The sequence below is a fragment of the Streptomyces sp. NBC_00057 genome (genome assembly GCF_045041165.1).
Lineage (GTDB): Bacteria > Actinomycetota > Actinomycetes > Streptomycetales > Streptomycetaceae > Streptomyces.
The window spans coordinates 3,394,107-3,411,132 of record NZ_CP108256.1; the positions used below are offsets into that span (position 1 = coordinate 3,394,107).

Genomic DNA, 17,026 nt, shown 5'->3' on the forward strand with positions numbered 1-17,026 from the left:
AGAGGATCATGCCATCCCATTCCGGCTCTGCGGGGGCGTTCCCAGAAATTGCGTGCCCCTGTCAGGACAGCTGAGGTCCGGCCGGCCGGGCGAAGAGGCCCTCGGTGTCCGCGAGAAGCTGTTCGCAGGTGCCCTGCTGCACGATGCGCCCCTGTTCCCTGACGACGATGCGGTCGGCGTCGACCACCGTGGACAGGCTGTGGGCGATGACGAGCTCAACGCCGAGTTCCTCGTCGTTCTCGTCCTGATCTCGGTCGTGACCATCCGGATAGCCGGCTTCTGGCCGGCCAGACGGGCGTCCGCGCTCAAGGACGCCCCGGTACCCGCCGGTTCAGCCCTGCGGCTGGAAGTAGCGGGCCCCCTTCTCGATCAGGTGGGAGGCGTAGGCCCGCCCCCAGGGCCGGCTTCCCCCGGTACATGCCCACGTAGCCCTGCGTGCTGTCGACGACGACCGGCCGCGCGAAGCAGGCGAACTGATTGCGCTGTTTCTCCTCCGCCCACGCCATCGTGGCCGGATCGATCCGACCGCTCAGATGCCGGGTGGGCCAAGTCGGGTGTAAGGAACTCCGATACTGGTGCCCCCGGGGGTGATGACCCTGACGGTGGCTGCGCCCGCCACGCCGGGCGGTGCCGTGACTGTCAGCTGGGTGTCGGAGACCACGGTGAAGCCGGCGGGCACGCCCCCGAACAGTACTGCGGTGGCATACGTCAGCCCGACGCCGGTGAAAGTTACCGTGTTGCCGCCTGTCGGCGGCCCCTGGTCGGGTGTCAGATCAACGACGACCGGGGCACCCAGATATACGTAGACCGCGCTGTTGCTCGTGCCACCGGGCGTGGTGATGGTGACTGGGACGGCGCCGCCGACACCAGGCGGCACCACCGCTCTGACCTCCGTGGCCGAGGTAATGGTGTAGGTGGTCGCCGCCGTCACGCCGAAGCGAACCGCCGTGGCCTGGAGGAGATTCGCACCGGCAAGCGTCACGGAGTTGCCACCTCCCACCGGCCCGGACGCGGCAGTGACGCCGCTGAGAACCGGTGCGCCGAGGTAGTAGTAGAAGACGACTTGGGTGCTGGTACCAGCGGGCGTGGTGACCGTGACGGCAACCGGTCCCGGGCCGCCTGCGGGGACAACCGCAGTCAGCTGAGTCGCCGAGACGAAGGTGAACGAACTCGCCGCGTTCACCCCGAAGCGAACGGAGGTCGTTCCGGTGAAGCCGGTCCCGGACAAGGTGATGCTGTTCCCACCCGCGAGTGGCCCCTGGGCCGGAGCCACACTGCCCAGAACCGGAACGGCGACATACGTATAGGGGACCCCGGTGCTGGTGCCGCCTGGAGTGGTGATCGTGACATTGACGGTGCCGACGGGCGCGGCCGGGGCGACCGCAGTGACCTGCGTCGCGGAGACGGCGATGAACGCGGCAGCCACGGTACCGAAAAGCACCGAGGTGGCGCCGGAGAAGCCGGTTCCGGTCAACGTGACCGTGTTCCCGCCCTCGACCGACCCCTGGTTGGGGGCGATGGAACTGATCGCGGGCGTCGCGATCGTGTAAGTGAAGCCAATGTCGTTACTGGTTCCATCAGGCGTGGTCACCGTGATCTGTACGGTACCCGCACCGGCCGGGGCGACTGCGGTGATCTTGATCGCGGACACCACAGTGAACGAACCGGAGGGAGTACCGCCGAAGGTGACCGCGGTCGCGCCGGTGAATCCGGTGCCGTTCAGCGTGACGACCGTTCCGGCGGGCCCCGCGAAAGGGCTGCTCGTGGTGATTACGGGGGCCGCCGCAGCCGTCGACGGTTGCGTAGCGTGGGGCATTGAGCTGTCGGAGCTCTCCACAGCCGTTCTCCTGTCGGGGTGATGTGATCGGCGGGATGCGATCGGGGCGTTGTGGACGGGATGCGGGGATCGGAATGTGCTGATCGGGCGCCGCCCGGACCTCCTGGCCGGGCGGCGATGAGTGAGTGGTGCCGAGTGGGTTGCCCGCCCGGCCGGGCACGGAGTGTCCCGGACCGGGGCGGACGTCATGCATCCGGAGGCGGTACCGGCGCCGAGCGCTGTTCCGCGTCGGCAGTCGGTGCCGCAGCCGTAGCGGATCAGATGCCGGGGCCTGTCACATACGTGAAGGCGCCGACGTCCGTGGCTGTGCCCGCAGGGTTGGAGAGACCGACGTCGACCGCACCGACGGCGCCGGGCGGGGTGACGGCGGACACCGTCGTCGCGTTGATGACCGAGAACGGTGCCGGCACCGAGTCGAACGTGACCTGGTTCGTCGAGGTCAGGTTGGTGCCCGTGATGGTCACCGCGGTTCCGCCGGACGTCGGTCCGGAGGCCGGAGTGATCCCGGTGACGGTCGGGACGTCGATGTACGTGTACGACAGACCGTTGTTGGTGCCTCCGGCGGTCGTCACACTGACGCCCACCGGCCCGGCTGCCGCACCCGTGGGCACGACGACACTGATCTGGCTGTCCGACAGCACCGTCGGCGTCACGGTGTTGGCGCCGAAGGACACCCCCGTGGCCGTGGACAGGCCGGTGCCGCTGATGACGATGGTGTTGCCGCCCGCAGTGGCGCCCGAGCTCACGTTCAGACCGGACTTGAACGGGGCGCCGACATAGAAGAACGGGATCGGGTTGCTGGTTCCGCCCGGGGTGGTCACCGTCACGCCGACCGTGCCGGAGCCGGACGGCGAGACAGCGGTGACCTGGGTGGGCGAGACGTTGGTGACGCCGGTCGCCGGCTTGGTGCCGAAGAGCACAGCGGTGGTGCCCGTGAGGTTGGTGCCCGTGACAGTGACGGTGGTACCGCCACCGGTGGAGCCCTGGTTCGGACTGATTGGCATGGTCGTCCTCCATTTGTTTGAACTGAACTCCTGAAACAGGGAGTTGACTCCGAGCCGGGTCCGGGTCAGGACCCATGGCCATGACTTGGACCACCGGGCCGCTGTCGGGCCCGGCCGTCCTCGCGCAGGGTGCTTGGAGCCGTGATGAGCCGTGTCGCGGGCCGCCGGCCCCGGACGCCGCGAGCGCCGCTCCGTACAAGCCGGGGCCCCCTCTCGGTGTTGAACCGAGAGTCATCGCACTGCCCGACATGAGGCCGAGGTGTTCACGCGACTGATGGCGACCCGCTCACGGCGGCAAACCGCACGCGGTCGCAGAGTCCGCGGCCACGCTCGTGGCCTCGATGACGAGGTACTCGGTGTGCGCGGATGGCTCGCGCACCGCTCCCTTGCAGAGGCCGGGGGCTGTCGCACCAGCCCCTGCCGCTACCTGGCAGGGGCGACTGGTCGGATCCAAGTCCTCTACAGGGGCGCCCATCGCGGCCATCCGGAGCAAACGATGCCGAGGTCCGTCACGCATGGACGGTCGGCGAACAGGACGGTTCCGCGCTCCCCCGGAGAGGGATGGGCGGCCCACCGGTTCGGTCACTCAAGTGACCCATACGAATGAAATACGACACAAGCATCTTGACGGCTAGTCACCTGAACGGACGAGCGCACAGGGGCGGATCGATCGGCACGCCGGGCGGAGCCGAATCCGCCGCCTCTCCACCACACGCCCCCCAGGAACCACCACGCAACTGACGGTTCCCAGCAACGGACGCGCCCGGCGCGGAAACAGGAAAGGGGCCGTCTCCTGGAGGAGATTCGTGCCGAGGTCGTGGTGTTTCCAACTGGCGACGCAGGCGAGTTCAGCGACGGCATCGAAGGCTCGGGATCCTGCCGTTCCCACCCTTGCTGGATTTGCCGGGGCCGGCGTGGACTCACGCTTTGCAGGCCCGCCTCGCTGGCGCTCATGCCGCCGCCCGAGCCGGTTCTGTGGGCCGTCGGTGGCAAAGCAGCCCACGCCCGCTTGCGCCTGCCGTCGGGCTCCCACACCGCGCTGAACAATCACCCGCATCAAGACGTACGGACGCATATCAGCAGACCGAGGGGAACGACCAATGGACAGTGCGGGACCATCAAATCGCAGAACTCTGCTCGCCGGTGGACTCGTGGTCGCCTCGGTCGCGCTTGCAGGATGCTCATCGACGAGCGCCACCCCATTGGCGACCAGTACGTCGCCGGTAGCGCGGCCCGCCACGCCCACAGCGGCATTCACGAGACTGATGGACGGAAACAAGCGCTGGGTGAGCGGCGACCTCCGACACCCCGACCGGGATCCGAACCGGCGCCAGTTCGTAGCCCAGAAGCAGGAACCTTTCGGGGCGATCCTCTCGTGCATCGACTCCCGGGTGCCGCCTGAACTCCTCTTCGATACCGGGCTGGGTGACCTTTACGTGATGCGCACGGGCGGGGAGGCGGTCGGCCCGGTGGTCACGGGTTCCGTGGAGTACGGGCCCATGACGAGTGGCACTCCGCTCATCGTGGTCCTCGGGCATCAGCGTTGCGGCGCCGTCGAGGCGGCGTACAACTCCATCCGTGACGGCAAACCGCTGCCCGGCAACCTGGAGGCGATCGCCAAGGCTCTGCGGCCGGCGTACGAGCAGGCGGTCCGGGAAGGCGGTGCCGACCCGGTCGAGACCATGGCCCGCGCCCAGGTCAAGCTGACCGCAGCCGACCTGCGCTCCAACCGGGACCTGGCCCCGCTCGTGGGACAGGGCGCCCTTGCCGTGGTCGGCGCCTACTACTCGCTCGACACCGGCAAGGTGGAAGTCCTGGCCGGCGCGCCTTCCTGACCGACCGGAAACCGCTCCGCGGTCAGTAGTAGCGGGCGGCGAGGATGACGATCTCCTTGTCCGTGACCAGATGGACGATGCGGGTGCTCATCGTCGATCCGTCGCGACCAAGCCCCAGGCAAGTGGCACTTCAGCGGCTCAAACTTGCCGATTCCCGAGAACGGGTCACGCTTGACGTCCTCGATGAGCCTGTTGATCCGAGCGAGCATCTTGCGGTCGTTCCTGAGCCAGGACGTGTAGTCCTCCCAGCCCTGAACCCGAAGACAAGCCTCACGCAGCACCAGCGTCCGCCGAGTCGGGATCGATCAGCTCGCGCTCCGACACATTGATGTTGGCCAGGGCGTTCTCGTACGCCTTGAGCAGCCGGCGAGCGTTCGTCGGCGAGCGCAGCAGGTACGAGCCCCCCGCACTGCCATGACTATTCGCACCCACAGAGTTGCGACCGTCGGTAGGATCGACACCATGAGCAGTAGCAGAAAGTACTCCATCAGCCTGCCCGAGGACCTTGCTGAGGCCGTACGCGCCCATGTCGGGCCCGGTGGCTTCTCCGCCTACGTCGCCGAAGCCCTGGAACAACGGGTCGCCATGGACAAGCTTCGGGAGATCGTCGCCGACTTCGAGACCGACAATGACGAGCTCACCCGCGAGGAGGTCGAGGCCGCCCGCGCGCTGCTGCGCCATGACCACCGACAGGTCGGCGGTGCCGCCGCCTGATGCCCGGCACCCTGCTGCTCGACAGCGAAGGACTCTCCAAGCTCTACCGCAAGGACCGCACCGTCGTAGCGCTGGTCCAGGCGGCATCAGAGGAAGGTATCCGCGTGGCCACCAGCGCCATGACCACTCTTGAGGCCGATTACGAGCGGATCCACCCGGCCCGCATCAAGTGGGTCCTCTCCCGCGTCGACATTCACGACGTCACCAGAGAGGTCACCGACGAAGCCGCCGCCCTCCTTCGCGCCCACCGTCTCCACGGCCACAAGTACGCCATCGACGCCGCCTTCGCCGTCATCGCCCGCAACGCGCCCCAGCCGGTCACCGTCCTCACTTCCGACCCCGAGGACCTGACGCTCCTGTGCGGCCCTTCCGTGGAGGTCGTCAAGGTCTGAAGCGCCGGCCACAGACACACCAACCAGGTCGGCCGTCAGCCACAGCACTTCGCGGACGAGGACTCCCCGCGGACAGGCACCTGCGCCCGACCCGCCAGCAAGCGGGCCAGACGCGGTAGCAGTCTGCGCACCGGCGTGCACTCAGGGTTGTCGTTTCGGGCAGACCGCGCGCGTGCGCATCGTGTACGGGCAGGTGACACCGGAGGCGCTGTACCGACAGAACCGGTACCCGCGCACGGAATGATCGAGGTCGTAACCTGGACCAGGAACGTTCACTGCTTCTCGAGCCGTCCCCGCCCATCGAAATGACAGGCCCCATGAAGAGTATCGATCACCCTTACTTCGGGCACCTTGAGGTTCCGCCGGTGGACGAGACGGAAGTCATCTGGGAAGGCACAGCCGCGCTGGGAAGCAGTGAGGTCGAAGTCCGGCTGTGGGCCGAACCCAGCTCCGGGCTGGATGCGGGAGAACTGGATGCGTTCGCGACGCACCTGGCCCACCTGCCGGCTCTGAACACCGCGGCTCGCGCGGCAATCCGTGAGGACCTGCAGCAGGATCGCTACTTCATCGACCACCACGCCGCCGAACTCGACGACGTCGAGGTGATCAAACGCCTCACCCGGGAAGCGAACGGCGAAGCGATCAGCGCCGACGCGTTCACTGCAGCCATGCACCCCGTTCGGATCGGGCTGTGGCACCTGATCGGCGAGGCCAAGGCCCGGATCGTCATGGACTACACGATCGACGCTGCGACCAGTGACGAACTCCTCGCCGTCAAGGTGGCCCGCGACGGGGCCGTGGCTTCCGTCGACTGGGAAAGCTGACGGCGTCAGCCCCGCCTCGGCGGTGGCAACCCGGCAGCACCGAACGGGGCACGGCGCATCGATCCTGGGCGCTGAAGACCCGGACCGCGCCGGCGTGGGTAAGAGAAAGAACTGCTCCCGGATCTCTGTCCCGGAATCAGCCACCCAATCGGCAGCTCATCCCAGCGAGTGCATGCAACCCAGATTGTGTACACATGGCACACTCGGTACCTTTGGGGCATGACTCAGCCGCTGCCCATAGAGTCCATCCGCGACGTACGCGCTCACTTGGCCGAAGTCGTCGAACGGGCCGACCGCGACGACATGCCCACTGTCATCACCCGCCGCGGCAAGCAGGTCGCCGCCGTGGTCTCGATCGAGGTGCTGCGCAAGTACCAGGAGTGGGAAGAGCGCGAGATCAACCGCATCATCGACGAACGCATGGCGAGCCCGGCCGCCGGCGTCCCGATCGAGGACGTGATGAGAGAGACGCTGGCACGCAGTGAGTGACTACCGCACGGTGTTCCGACCCGAGGCCCAGGCCGAGCTTCGCAAGATCCCTCGCGACATGGCGCTTCGTATCCTGGCCAAACTGACAGAGCTGGAGAACGACCCTTTCGGCTTCAACACCACGGCACTTGTATCCCAGCCTGAGCGCCGCCGCCTACGAGTCGGCGACTATCGCGTCTTCTACACCATCGACAACGGGGAACTAGTGGTGTGGGTCGTACACGTCGGACACCGCTCCACGGTCTACGACACGTAGCCGCTTCAGGTTCTGCGGACTACTGCGGACAGCACAACGGCCTGACCTGCCTTCTCGCAGGTCAGGCCGTTATTCACGTCCAATCAGACGTTGAAGCGGAATGTCTGCGGGCTGAACCTGACCTGCGGCGGAGCCTCCTACAGGGCTCTAACCTGGGCTTTCCTGGTTGGCATGCGTTGGCTCCCGACGACCGTTTACGGGTGTCCTGCGGACTGGCTGCGGACTGGCCGGGTGGACCGAGGCAGAGAAATCCATGGCGCACCAGCCGAACCTGCAACGAGACTGCGCAGGTGAGCGACTTCTACCCCTGTCCCTGCTGCGGACACCGCGTACTGGACGCGATGCCCGGCTCGTACGAGATCTGCCCCGTCTGCTTCTGGGAGGACGACGGGGTCCAGTTCCGCTGGCCGACCATGGACGGCGGAGCGAACAAGGTCTCCCTGATCGAAGCCCAGCGGAACTACCAGGACTTCGGAGCCTGCGACGAACACGGCCGGCGGTACGTCCGCCCGCCGGCCGAGGACGAGCCGCTCGACGCCGCCTGGCGTCCCATCGACCTGACGCGCGACTCCTTCGAGGACTGGGCAACCGAGGACCGCGCCCCGTGGCCCGCCGACCGCTCGGTGCTCTGCTGGTGGCTCCCCACGCTCTGGCGCCGGAACCACCCATGACCACCCACATCGAGAGACTCATCCAGCAGCTCGACGACTCGACCGGCCCGTCGGACGACACCCGCGCAGAACTGATCGGCATCGGCTCCGGCGCCATCCCCGCAGCCCTGCGCGGCCTATGCGGGGCGCGGGCCGGATGGCGTTCTGCAAGGTCTCCCGGCAGCGGTGCCGGCGCCGCCCGTGGACGACAGGCCGGCGATCACCCGAGTTCCTCCTGCGGTTCGTGGGTGTTCCAGTTCCAGCTGGTGATGGTGGTGCGCATCAGGCGGGCGGCGGTTGAGAGGTGGCTGTCGACGCCCCAGTACAGGGTGAGCGTGCGGCGGCAGTCGGGGCTGTCGACGGTGATCCAGACGAGAGGGGTGCGGGTGGCAGTACGCCGCGCGATGGCGGGGACAAGACCGACGCCAAGTCCCGCGCCGATCAGGTCAGCGATGGCGCTGGGCTCGTCGACTTCGCAGACGATCTTCGGTCTGAGGTCCCTGGCGGCGAAGAGCCGGTCGAGGAGTCGTCGTTGCCAGTGCCCCTTGCGGGCGGTGACGAGGGGCTGTTCGGCGAGTTCATCGATACTCACCGAGGTACGGCCGGCCAGCGGATGACCGAGTGGCGCGGCCACCCCCACCGCCTCATCGAGTAGCTGGATCGCCTCCAAACCATCGGCGTTGATCGGCTGTGAGGCGAGGCACAGGTCCACGTCCTGGGCCCGCAGGCGGCGGGCCATGTCCTCGGCCGGCGTCCACTTGAGTTCGACTTCGATGATGGGATGAGCTCGCTTGTAGGCCGCCAGCGGCCCGGTGAGCGTGAGGAATGTTTCCGACGCCAGTCTCACGGCGCCCACTCCCTCGCTGGTGGCCTCGGCGACGGCTCGCCTTCCCGCATCGAGCTCACCGAGGGAGCGTTCGACGTAACCGCGGAAGAGTTTGCCCGTGTCGTTCAGCCGGAGTCGGCCGGCCCGATCGAACAGTGGGGTGCCGAGTTCGCTCTCCAACCGGGCGATGGTGCGGCTCAGCGACGGTTGGGCGATGTGCAGCTCGTCGGCTGCGCGGCTGAGGTGTTCCAGCCGCGCCACCACCAGGAACTGCCTGAGTGCGTTCAGATCCATGGCCCTCCTCGTTCGCGTCCTGGACCGCGGCGGCACCGAGGTCATGCCTCCAGCGAGATAGCTGCATAGCGATATTGATCTTAGACAGAATGATTCTTTGGTCATAGCGTCGTGGGCGATCCCGAATCGAGAAGAGAGTGAGGAGTACGCCCATGGCCACCGCAGTCGACAAGTCCCACCCGACCATGCCGGTCTCCTCCGGCAGCGCGCATCGGAGAAGGCTCAGCGGGTGGGTGCTGCGGGCCGTCGTCAGCGTGCATCTGGTTGCGATCTTCGGCCAGCCGGTGTTCGCCGGCTTGTTCCTGAGCGGTGACTACGACGGCCTGCGCTGGCACGAGTTCGGCGCCAACGTCACCACCTCCGTCAGCTACGTGCAGCTGATCGCGGCGATCGTGGTCTGGGTTCGGCTGCGTCAGATCTGGCCGTTCCTTGCCACGTCGGCCCTGGTGGCTGCCGAGACGGTGCAGTACTTCGCCGGGATGGAAGGCGCGCTGTGGCTGCATCTGCCACTGGGGGTGGCCACCGTCGTCGCGCTTGCCGTGGTGTTCATCACCGTATGGCGCCGGCCACTGCGGCCACGACCGCGCTCCCCGCACGAACGGGTGCAGACCATGACGGAGTCGAAGCAGGAGGGGCATGAGGGGGATGACGATGAGTGAGCAGGATGACGGCCGGTCCGGTCATGCCCGTGGAGTGACCAGGCGCCAGACGCTGGGCATCGGCGGGGCGCTCGGGCTGACGGCGGCCACCGGGCTGGCGACCGCGGCCGCGCTGGCCCGCCGCCCGTCGTTCACCGGTGACGAACTGCGCAGTGCCGTGCCGCTGCCGCCCGCGTTCCAGGTGCCGTTGCCCATTCCCGCCGTGCTGGCGCCGGTCAGCACGGCGGGCAGCGCCAACCGTTACGAGATCACCCAGCGCGAGGCGACCGTGGAGATACTGCCCGGTGTCAGGACGCCGATGTGGACGTACGGGGGCACCTTCCCGGGACCGACGATCGAGTCGCGCCGCGGTCGGCCTATCACCGTGAGGCATCGAAACGAGTTGCCGGTGCCGACGGTGGTGCACCTGCACGGTGGACGGACCCCGGCAAGCGCCGACGGATACCCGACCGATCTCGTCCTGCCCGAGGGATGGCCGGACGCCACCCGTACCGGCCAGGGCGGGCACAGCATGGGCACGCGCGACATGAGTGGGCGCGGCATGGGCGCGCACGGCAGGGACGCCATGCACGATCCGCGGGCGGTGGTGACCGGGCCGACGCGGGGCTATACGTTCCCGCTGAATCAGCGGGCGACGCTGCTCTGGTACCACGACCACCGGATGGACTTCACCGCCCCCGCGATCTGGCGTGGCCTCGCAGGACTGCACATCGTGCGCGACGATACCGAGGACGCGCTCGGCCTGCCCGCGGGGCGGCACGAACTGCCTCTCATGATCGCCGACCGTGCGTTCGCCGCCGACGGCAGCCTCGACTACCCCTCCCTCGACCCAACCCTGCGCAACCGGCCGGGTGTTCGCGAGCCCTATCTCGCTGGAGTGCTCGGTGACGTGATCCTGGTCAACGGCGCCCCGTGGCCCGTGCACGAGGTCGAGGCGGCCCGGTACCGGCTGCGCATCCTGAACGCCTCGAACGCCCGGCACTACGAACTCGAAGTGCTCACCGACGACGGACGCCGGATCGATCTCGTCCAGATCGGCGCCGACCAGGGTCTGCTCGCGGCACCGGTCACCCACCGGCTCCTGCCGATGGCACCGGCCGAACGCTACGACGTGATCATCGACTTCGCCGGCGTCCCGGTCGGTGCCCGCGTCAGAGTCGTCAACCGGCTGGGCTCCGGGCGTACCCGCGACGTGATGGCCTTCCGGGTCGCACGCAAGGTCACCGACAGGAGCCGCATCCCGCGCGTGCTCTCCAGGGATCTGCCGACCTGGCGGCGGTCGGACGCCACCAGGGTGCGCGAGATCTCCTTCCGCGCCGGGCGGATGCATGGAGGCCATGGATGGCTGATCGACGGGAAGCCGTTCGACCCCGCCCGTTCCGATGTGACCGTCCGATTCGGCGATGTCGAAGTGTGGCGGCTGATCGCCGACGTCCACCACCCCGTCCACCTGCATCTGGTCGGCTTCCATGTACTCGCACGCGGCGGCGGTCGGCCATTGCGCCACGACGCGGGCCTCAAGGACACCATCTCGTTGCGGCCGGGCGAATCGGCAGAGATCATCACCCGTTTCGACGGCTACCGCGGCCGCTACCTCTTCCACTGCCACAACGCCGAACACGAGGACATGGGAATGATGGCCAACCTCGAAATCGTCTGACACCTCCACAGAAGGCCCCGCTCCCGGGACAACATCCAGCACCAAAGCACCGTCCGGCCTTCGATGGAGACGCAAAAGAGGCCCGTCTCGGATTGACGGACCCCTCTTGACCTGCGGCTTTACAGGACGCGCAATTTAGTTGAAGCTTCAATTAAACGTTGAAGCAGAATGTCTGCGGACTGATCCTGACCTGCGGCGGAGCCTCGTCCAGGGCCCTGACCTGGGACTTTCCCGTTGGGATACGTTGGCTCCCGACGGCCGTTTACGAGTGCCCTGCGGACTGGCAGTGTGCCAGTCCACAGCCAGCCCTCCCTCTACTCCACAGTGTCGGTGCTTGCCGCGGCCACCTCGATATGGGGGGTTCCGAAGGGCCGCGGCCACTCTGACCAGCTACTCAGCACCTCCCGCACACCGAGGGAACCTCAGTTACGCCGGGGCGTGGTCACCGTTTGGCGGCCAGAAAGCCGATCACGAGGATGACGAGGATGATCCATCCGCCCCCACTCGACGACTCTTCGGGTACTGGTTCCCGACGGGTTCGAACTTCTCGATCAGGTCGCCCGCGTTGGGCTTCATGCCACTGTGTGCTCGTTCGCGGTGCTCGGCGCGACGTTCTTCTGCGGCTTCTGCAGTCTCGTCATCCATGTGTGAATCACACATGTTGCATGTGTACTTGTAGCCCCAGATGATCACTTCGTTGGGGCTCTGCCCCCGCTCATCGTTCACACGTGGAGGGTAGCGAGCCCGGAACAGTATGCGACGATTAATGCACCGAGAGTGATGACTGGCACATTGAGGCGCCTTGCCGCATCTGTGCAGCGGTGAGCATCCCGCGCCTCCCGGAACCTGGCAGCACCTCAGCGACCAGGCGACTGTCGACCCGGGCGTACGTCTTCCCTCCAGCCCGTCGCTCGCCAGCCGCGACGGCGCCGGTGAGCGCATCGGCGATCCTGCGGGTGCAAGGTCGAGCCTGACGGACAACCGGATCGGTCCTGGTCTTGGAGCCTGTCGTACGGGCGAGGGGACGTATCGAACTGGCCCTGTCGTGCTTAATCTTTTGACCAGCCGGCCAGGGAGACCTCGGTACCACCATTCAAGTACAGACGGAGAGCGCTGGCCGTGGTGTCGACGAAGGCTTCGGGGATGGCATTGGCGTCGACCCAACGGACCTGGGAGTGCTTGCGGAGTTCGCGGTTTTCGGGTTCGCCGGTCCATTCGTGGGTGGCGAAGACGACTGTGAGGAAGCCGTTGGGGGACTCAACGCCCCAGGCGCCGTGGATGATGTGGGCGACCTTGAGGGCCTCCGGCTTCACCGTGAGGCCAGTCTCCTCGTAGAGCTCACGGACCGCAGTCTCGGTAATGGGCTCGCCCGGCTCGCTCTTGCCAACGGGGAGGTCCCACATCCCCTGGGCGAACTTGGCGTTCTCGCTGCGTTGGAGGAGCACGACGCGGTTGGTGGCCTTGTCGTGGACGATGACGGCCGCGACCAGCAACGTCATCGAGTCGAGCGCCGGCTTGAGAGCTGGGGGGCGGTTGTCGGTCTGCTGGGCCACGGGGTTCCCTTCGTCGGGCAGGTTGTTGGGCATGTTAGGTGAGGGCCTCGCGGGCTCGGCGGGCGAGATCTGCGGCTCCGGGGACGCGGCGGCGCTGGTAGATCGCGAGCGTCGAGCGGATCGAGGTGATCGCCTTGCGGGTGCGGTCGGAGGTCATGCCCTCCATGAGGACGAGAGCCTGGGTCCAGGCGGCAACGGCTTCGTCGGCACGGGCTTGGGCGGCGAGGTTGTCGCCGAGGTCGGCGTGGGTGAGGGCGTGGACTCGCTTGTATTTCTCCGGGTCCCAGCGAGTGAGCGCGTCGCGGTGCTGTTGTTCCGTACCGATGTGGTCGGCGAGGTCGGTCAGCGTGCGTGCGGTGTGGCTTGCCACGGTGCCGGCGGCGGGGCCGCTGACGCGGGAGAAGCTGGGCTGGGGCCCGTCTTCGCGCAGGAGTGCGTCTTCGGCGGCGAGGAGAGCGCGAGCGGCCAATGGGTTCTCGCCTACGGCTGCGTAGGCGCGGGCGTGCGTGATGTGGAGGAGTGCTTCGGTCTGGCCGTCTACGTGGCCGAGGCCGCGGGCGAGCGCGCCTTTGACGAGGTCCACGCAATGGTGGGGTTGCTTGAGGCTGAGGGATTGATGGGCGAGGGCACGCATCATCCATGCGGCGTGGCCGTGGGGGTCCGCTTCGCAGGCGAGTTGATAGCCGACCTGGTAGTAGCGCTGGGCGGCGCCTTCGTGGCCGAGGTCGTGGTGTTTCCACCCTGCGAGGTAGGCGAGTTCGGCGACGGCGCCGAAGGCGGCCTGTCGTAAGGCTTCTGTGGGGAAGCGGCCTCGCAGCATGGGGGCTGCCGTGTCGGCGAGGTACGCGGTGACTGTGGTCAGGCCGTGCCCGCCGCCGAGCCGTTCGTCGGCGGCGCTGAAGGCTGCCGTGATCTGTCGTACGACGTCGATGTCGTCGCTGCCGACGAGGGAACGGGCGGTGCGGGCACGGAGCATCCGCGAGGTGGCTTCGTGGTCGTGCAGGAGCGGCATGGCCACGCCGGCCGTGGTGAACGCGGCGATGGCGAGGAAGCGGCGGCGCTCGACGTCCGCGCGACCGAGGTCGGTGACCGCGGTGACGGGGTCGGTGTCCGGTGGCGGCTCCGTGTCGGGTGGGTGGAGGCCGACCTCGGTTCGGGTGACGACGCGTCCCAGCCGCCGGGAGAGGGCTTCGGCGAGGTACTGGCCTGCCTGGCCGGACGGTGTGCGGGCACCGCCCACCCAGTGGGAGATGGCCGACTTGTTGGTCTGGAGCAGTTCGCCGTTCTCGGCGGCGATGCGGCGTACGTCCTTGGCGAGTGCGTCGTACGTGCACCCGGCGGCGTTGATCGTGTCGCGCAGGCGGGAGTTGGCGCTGGTCGGTGTCGGCACGATCGCCTCCGCTCCGGATCCGTAAACCGTGTATACCGCTTGACCTCGGTCACACCGTACCCACTCTGCGTAGCGGGCGGTTCACTTATCGACAGCCGCCCCACTTTCGGGCCGGGCGGCCCCCAAGTTCCGTACGCCCTACCGGGCTCGGGCATTCCTGTGCCCCGGCCCGGACGATCAGAGACGGAGACACGGTGACCACCATCGACACCGCGACCATCATGGTCGAGCTGCCCGACGCCTTCGACCCGCGCTGGAACCGCCTGCCTGGCATCCACGTGGACGGCCGGCGCATCACCATCGACCCGGCCGAGTACTTCTTCCGCTTCGAGTCCAGCACCTGGCTCGTCTCCGACTGGGAGTTGGTGAAGGCCCAGCTCCTCGACGTGGACGAGACGGCCGAGAGCGCGGTCGAGCAGCTCGCGCTCGACTTCATCAAGAACCACGGCGAGTCCACCTCCGACGCGGCCCGCGTGCTGGCGACGGCGTACGGGGTGTACTCGTACCTCTTCCGCAAGGAGCACTTGGCCGGCCTCGGCCTCCCGCAGATCACCGCCGACCACCTGCGCATGCTGCGCGAGGCGGCCACGCTGATGGCGCTCAACAAGGTCGAGCTGGACGGGCACATCTCCAACGTCGGCCCGTGCTGGTTCTTCCCCGCCGCCACTTCCGTCGTCTTCGACCTGGACGACGCGACGGGCGGAATGCTCGACGAGGTCTACCACGGCGGCTGGTTCAACGAGCACCGCCGGATCGAGTCCATCAAGGCCCACGCCGCGCTCGGCGGCCGGCTCGTGCACGGCTGCCAGCCCGTGCCGGACCAGTCCGGCGGCGTCGTCGCGCCCTACGGTGCCTCGATGGCCAACTTCCGTGACGACCTGGCCGAGTTCAAGGCGGGCTGGATCGAGCAGGTCTACGCCCACCGCGTGACCGCAGCCGAGTAACCCCACCCCAGTACGGCTCCGGGGCGGGCCAGCTCGCGCGCGCCCGCCCCGGAGCCCACCAGTCCCCTGGAGACCCCCATGGACCAGAGCCTGTCCGCCACCCTGCTGGACGACCTGTGCACCCTCATCGGCAAACCCCTCCCCGAACGTGCCGAGATTCGTGTCTGGGGCATGTCCGGCGTCGAACGCGTCACCTTCCCCGACGGCACCACGGCCGTTTTCAAGTACGCCAAGGAGCCCTTCGACCGCGAGGCCCAGGCCCTGCGGGTGGCATACCAGCGCGGGCTCCCGGTCCCCGCGCTCCACGCCACCGCCATGCAGGACAAGTGGCTCGGGATGCTCATGGACGACCTCGGCACCCCCGTACGGGACGCAGACGACCTCGACGGCGTCGCCGCCGCCGTCATGCTCCACGCCGCCCGCCCGGCGGGTGGCCTGCCCCTCCTCGACGGGGCGGGCCTCGCAGCCCTGCCCGGCCGAGCCCTCGATCACCTACAGCGGCTGCGGAAAGCCGACCGATGGGCGGACTGCGACGACATCGAGACCGCGCTGGGGAAGATCTCCGCCGCAGCCGAGACCCGCGTCCAAGGGGCGACGCTCGACCCGTTCGGCTGGGTCCACTCCGAGTTCCACCCCACGAGCGTCCACATCGGGGAGAACGGCTGGCACCTCCTCGACTTCGCACGCGCCTTCACCGGCCCCGGCCTGATCGACCTCGCCTCGTACCACGGCACCACCGACGTGCCGAGCCCCTTCCGAATGCGGGTGTTCCTGGAGCAGTACGTCACCGCAGGCGGTCATGAGGACGCCCTCGCCGCCCGGGGCGGCCTGGCCGCCGAGGCATGGGCCCTGGGCTGGCATCGCATGTGGGCCGTGGAGTGGTTCATGGAACAGGCCATCCACTGGATCGACGACCCGGCCAAGGACCCCGCGTACATCCCCGTCGTCCGCCGCCACCTGAACGACGTGGTCCAACTCCTGGAGGTCTAGGTGCTCGCCCAGGTCTCCCCCTGGTACGCCCACGCAGCCCAGCGCACAGCCGCTGCCCCCGCGCACGCCCTCACCGCACCAGGCCCGGATGGAATGGAGCACCCACGCGGGCATCGGTCCCGGCGCCGAGATCCTGGGACGGGACCTGCGCGGCAAACGCGTCCTGGAGCTGGGCTGCGGCCCCGGCCACAACGTGGCCCACCTCGCGAAGCACCACCAGGCCCGCGTCACCGGCGTGGACCTGGTCGGCCTCCAGGTGCGCCGGGCCCGCTCCCACTACGGCCACATCGACGGCGCCACGTTCGCCGCCGGCCACGCACTGCACCACCTGCAGGCCACCGGCCGGACCTTCGACGCGATCTACTCCGTCTTCGGCGCCATCGGCCTCGTCGCCCCCGAGCTACTCCTTGCCGGCATTTCCCGACGCCTGAACCCAGGCGGTGTCCTGGCCTTCTCCGTCCCTCACCCGGCACGGGCCGGAAGACATCCATCCACGGACGACCGTCCGCGCGAGGACTACGTCACCATGCCCGACCGCACCCGACTGCCCATCGCACGATGGGAGTTCGACGCCCGCCGATGGGGAGTTCACCTCTCCCGGGCGGGCCTGCGCGCCACCTCGGCGGTGGAGCTGCGGCACCCGCGCCGCGATCCGTGGCCCACCACCCTCCTGATCACCGCCCGCAAAAGCTGACCACCGGAGGAAATG

General features: G+C 68.1%; 18 protein-coding genes and 3 pseudogenes. 12 read left to right on the plus strand and 9 right to left on the minus strand.

Annotated features, from left to right (window positions below; translation table 11 throughout):
- Positions 1 to 61 precede the first annotated feature (61 nt).
- From OG953_RS15590 to OG953_RS15600, 3 genes are all read right to left on the minus strand, one after another.
- Positions 62 to 187 carry a hypothetical protein gene (locus OG953_RS15590; RefSeq protein ID WP_405684840.1) on the minus strand — a complete coding sequence of 42 codons (126 nt, stop codon included), beginning with the start codon at positions 185 to 187 and terminating at the stop codon, positions 62 to 64.
- 342 nt (positions 188 to 529) lie between these two features.
- Complete coding sequence (locus OG953_RS15595; RefSeq protein ID WP_405684841.1) at positions 530 to 1,816, minus strand: IPT/TIG domain-containing protein; 1,287 nt, start codon at positions 1,814 to 1,816, stop codon at positions 530 to 532.
- A 278-nt stretch (positions 1,817 to 2,094) separates the two neighbouring features.
- Positions 2,095 to 2,841 carry an IPT/TIG domain-containing protein gene (locus tag OG953_RS15600; protein WP_405684843.1) on the minus strand — a complete coding sequence of 249 codons (747 nt, stop codon included), beginning with the start codon at positions 2,839 to 2,841 and terminating at the stop codon, positions 2,095 to 2,097.
- Positions 2,842 to 4,106: 1,265 nt separating this feature from the next.
- Between OG953_RS15600 and OG953_RS15605 the strand changes: the two genes are divergently transcribed.
- Positions 4,107 to 4,676: a carbonic anhydrase gene (locus OG953_RS15605; protein WP_405684844.1), complete on the plus strand. Its 570-nt coding sequence runs from the start codon at positions 4,107 to 4,109 to the stop codon at positions 4,674 to 4,676.
- 22 nt (positions 4,677 to 4,698) lie between these two features.
- Here OG953_RS15605 and OG953_RS15610 read toward each other — a convergent pair.
- Positions 4,699 to 4,954: pseudogene (locus tag OG953_RS15610) on the minus strand (Txe/YoeB family addiction module toxin).
- A pseudogene (locus OG953_RS15615) lies at positions 4,947 to 5,078 on the minus strand (type II toxin-antitoxin system prevent-host-death family antitoxin); the annotation flags it as partial. The pseudogenes OG953_RS15610 and OG953_RS15615, both read right to left, overlap by 8 nt.
- A 60-nt stretch (positions 5,079 to 5,138) precedes the next feature.
- Here OG953_RS15615 and OG953_RS15620 point away from each other — a divergent pair.
- The 6 genes from OG953_RS15620 to OG953_RS15645 all read left to right on the plus strand — a co-directional run bounded on the left by OG953_RS15620 (position 5,139) and on the right by OG953_RS15645 (position 8,022).
- Complete coding sequence (locus OG953_RS15620) at positions 5,139 to 5,390, plus strand: hypothetical protein (RefSeq protein WP_073946283.1); 252 nt, start codon at positions 5,139 to 5,141, stop codon at positions 5,388 to 5,390.
- A complete protein-coding gene (locus OG953_RS15625) occupies positions 5,390 to 5,782 on the plus strand; it encodes a DNA-binding protein (RefSeq protein WP_405684846.1) in 393 nt (130 codons plus the stop codon). The genes OG953_RS15620 and OG953_RS15625 overlap by 1 nt, the downstream gene beginning before the upstream one ends.
- 317 nt (positions 5,783 to 6,099) lie before the next feature.
- Positions 6,100 to 6,606, plus strand: coding sequence for a DUF2004 domain-containing protein (locus OG953_RS15630; protein WP_405684847.1), 507 nt, complete (start codon positions 6,100 to 6,102; stop codon positions 6,604 to 6,606).
- 219 nt (positions 6,607 to 6,825) lie between these two features.
- The gene (locus tag OG953_RS15635; protein ID WP_072483971.1) at positions 6,826 to 7,095 is read left to right on the plus strand and encodes a type II toxin-antitoxin system Phd/YefM family antitoxin; all 270 of its coding nucleotides are present in this window, start codon (positions 6,826 to 6,828) and stop codon (positions 7,093 to 7,095) included.
- The gene (locus OG953_RS15640; RefSeq protein WP_405684849.1) at positions 7,088 to 7,351 is read left to right on the plus strand and encodes a type II toxin-antitoxin system RelE/ParE family toxin; all 264 of its coding nucleotides are present in this window, start codon (positions 7,088 to 7,090) and stop codon (positions 7,349 to 7,351) included. The genes OG953_RS15635 and OG953_RS15640 overlap by 8 nt, the downstream gene beginning before the upstream one ends.
- Before the next feature lie 290 nt (positions 7,352 to 7,641).
- Positions 7,642 to 8,022 (plus strand): CPCC family cysteine-rich protein, encoded by a 381-nt coding sequence (locus OG953_RS15645; RefSeq protein ID WP_405684851.1) that lies wholly within the window; start codon positions 7,642 to 7,644, stop codon positions 8,020 to 8,022.
- A 199-nt stretch (positions 8,023 to 8,221) separates the two neighbouring features.
- Here OG953_RS15645 and OG953_RS15650 read toward each other — a convergent pair whose 3' ends face one another.
- Positions 8,222 to 9,121, minus strand: coding sequence for a LysR substrate-binding domain-containing protein (locus OG953_RS15650; RefSeq protein WP_266800506.1), 900 nt, complete (start codon positions 9,119 to 9,121; stop codon positions 8,222 to 8,224).
- A 152-nt stretch (positions 9,122 to 9,273) separates the two neighbouring features.
- Here OG953_RS15650 and OG953_RS15655 point away from each other — a divergent pair, with 152 nt between their 5' ends.
- Together OG953_RS15655 and OG953_RS15660 are read left to right on the plus strand one after the other, a co-directional pair.
- Entirely contained in the window at positions 9,274 to 9,780 is a 507-nt protein-coding gene (locus OG953_RS15655) for a hypothetical protein (protein ID WP_393697206.1), read from the plus strand.
- Complete coding sequence (locus tag OG953_RS15660; RefSeq protein WP_405684852.1) at positions 9,773 to 11,440, plus strand: multicopper oxidase family protein; 1,668 nt, start codon at positions 9,773 to 9,775, stop codon at positions 11,438 to 11,440. Before OG953_RS15655 ends, OG953_RS15660 begins: the two co-directional genes overlap by 8 nt.
- A gap of 468 nt (positions 11,441 to 11,908) precedes the next feature.
- Here OG953_RS15660 and OG953_RS15665 read toward each other — a convergent pair whose 3' ends face one another.
- The 3 genes from OG953_RS15665 to OG953_RS15675 all read right to left on the minus strand — a co-directional run bounded on the left by OG953_RS15665 (position 11,909) and on the right by OG953_RS15675 (position 14,383).
- Complete coding sequence (locus OG953_RS15665) at positions 11,909 to 12,166, minus strand: hypothetical protein (RefSeq protein WP_405684853.1); 258 nt, start codon at positions 12,164 to 12,166, stop codon at positions 11,909 to 11,911.
- Between the two features lie 323 nt (positions 12,167 to 12,489).
- The gene (locus tag OG953_RS15670) at positions 12,490 to 13,026 is read right to left on the minus strand and encodes an NUDIX domain-containing protein (RefSeq protein ID WP_405684855.1); all 537 of its coding nucleotides are present in this window, start codon (positions 13,024 to 13,026) and stop codon (positions 12,490 to 12,492) included.
- Position 13,027: 1 nt separating this feature from the next.
- The gene (locus OG953_RS15675) at positions 13,028 to 14,383 is read right to left on the minus strand and encodes a tetratricopeptide repeat protein (RefSeq protein ID WP_405684857.1); all 1,356 of its coding nucleotides are present in this window, start codon (positions 14,381 to 14,383) and stop codon (positions 13,028 to 13,030) included.
- Positions 14,384 to 14,577: 194 nt separating this feature from the next.
- Here OG953_RS15675 and OG953_RS15680 point away from each other — a divergent pair, with 194 nt between their 5' ends.
- The 3 genes and pseudogenes from OG953_RS15680 to OG953_RS15690 all read left to right on the plus strand — a co-directional run bounded on the left by OG953_RS15680 (position 14,578) and on the right by OG953_RS15690 (position 17,011).
- Entirely contained in the window at positions 14,578 to 15,327 is a 750-nt protein-coding gene (locus OG953_RS15680) for a hypothetical protein (RefSeq protein WP_405684859.1), read from the plus strand.
- A 78-nt stretch (positions 15,328 to 15,405) separates the two neighbouring features.
- Positions 15,406 to 16,317 (plus strand): aminoglycoside phosphotransferase family protein, encoded by a 912-nt coding sequence (locus tag OG953_RS15685; RefSeq protein WP_405684860.1) that lies wholly within the window; start codon positions 15,406 to 15,408, stop codon positions 16,315 to 16,317.
- Positions 16,318 to 17,011 (plus strand): annotated as a pseudogene (locus OG953_RS15690) (class I SAM-dependent methyltransferase). It begins immediately after the preceding gene.
- Positions 17,012 to 17,026 lie beyond the last annotated feature (15 nt).

Coding starts and splice junctions, on each gene's coding strand:
- OG953_RS15595 (WP_405684841.1), bottom strand. CDS start 1,816: ATGCCCCACGCTACGCAACCGTCGACGGCTGCGGCGGCCCCCGTAATC.
- OG953_RS15600 (WP_405684843.1), bottom strand. CDS start 2,841: ATGCCAATCAGTCCGAACCAGGGCTCCACCGGTGGCGGTACCACCGTC.
- OG953_RS15605 (WP_405684844.1), top strand. CDS start 4,107: ATGGACGGAAACAAGCGCTGGGTGAGCGGCGACCTCCGACACCCCGAC.
- OG953_RS15620 (WP_073946283.1), top strand. CDS start 5,139: ATGAGCAGTAGCAGAAAGTACTCCATCAGCCTGCCCGAGGACCTTGCT.
- OG953_RS15625 (WP_405684846.1), top strand. CDS start 5,390: ATGCCCGGCACCCTGCTGCTCGACAGCGAAGGACTCTCCAAGCTCTAC.
- OG953_RS15630 (WP_405684847.1), top strand. CDS start 6,100: ATGAAGAGTATCGATCACCCTTACTTCGGGCACCTTGAGGTTCCGCCG.
- OG953_RS15635 (WP_072483971.1), top strand. CDS start 6,826: ATGACTCAGCCGCTGCCCATAGAGTCCATCCGCGACGTACGCGCTCAC.
- OG953_RS15650 (WP_266800506.1), bottom strand. CDS start 9,121: ATGGATCTGAACGCACTCAGGCAGTTCCTGGTGGTGGCGCGGCTGGAA.
- OG953_RS15655 (WP_393697206.1), top strand. CDS start 9,274: ATGGCCACCGCAGTCGACAAGTCCCACCCGACCATGCCGGTCTCCTCC.
- OG953_RS15660 (WP_405684852.1), top strand. CDS start 9,773: ATGAGTGAGCAGGATGACGGCCGGTCCGGTCATGCCCGTGGAGTGACC.
- OG953_RS15670 (WP_405684855.1), bottom strand. CDS start 13,026: ATGCCCAACAACCTGCCCGACGAAGGGAACCCCGTGGCCCAGCAGACC.
- OG953_RS15685 (WP_405684860.1), top strand. CDS start 15,406: ATGGACCAGAGCCTGTCCGCCACCCTGCTGGACGACCTGTGCACCCTC.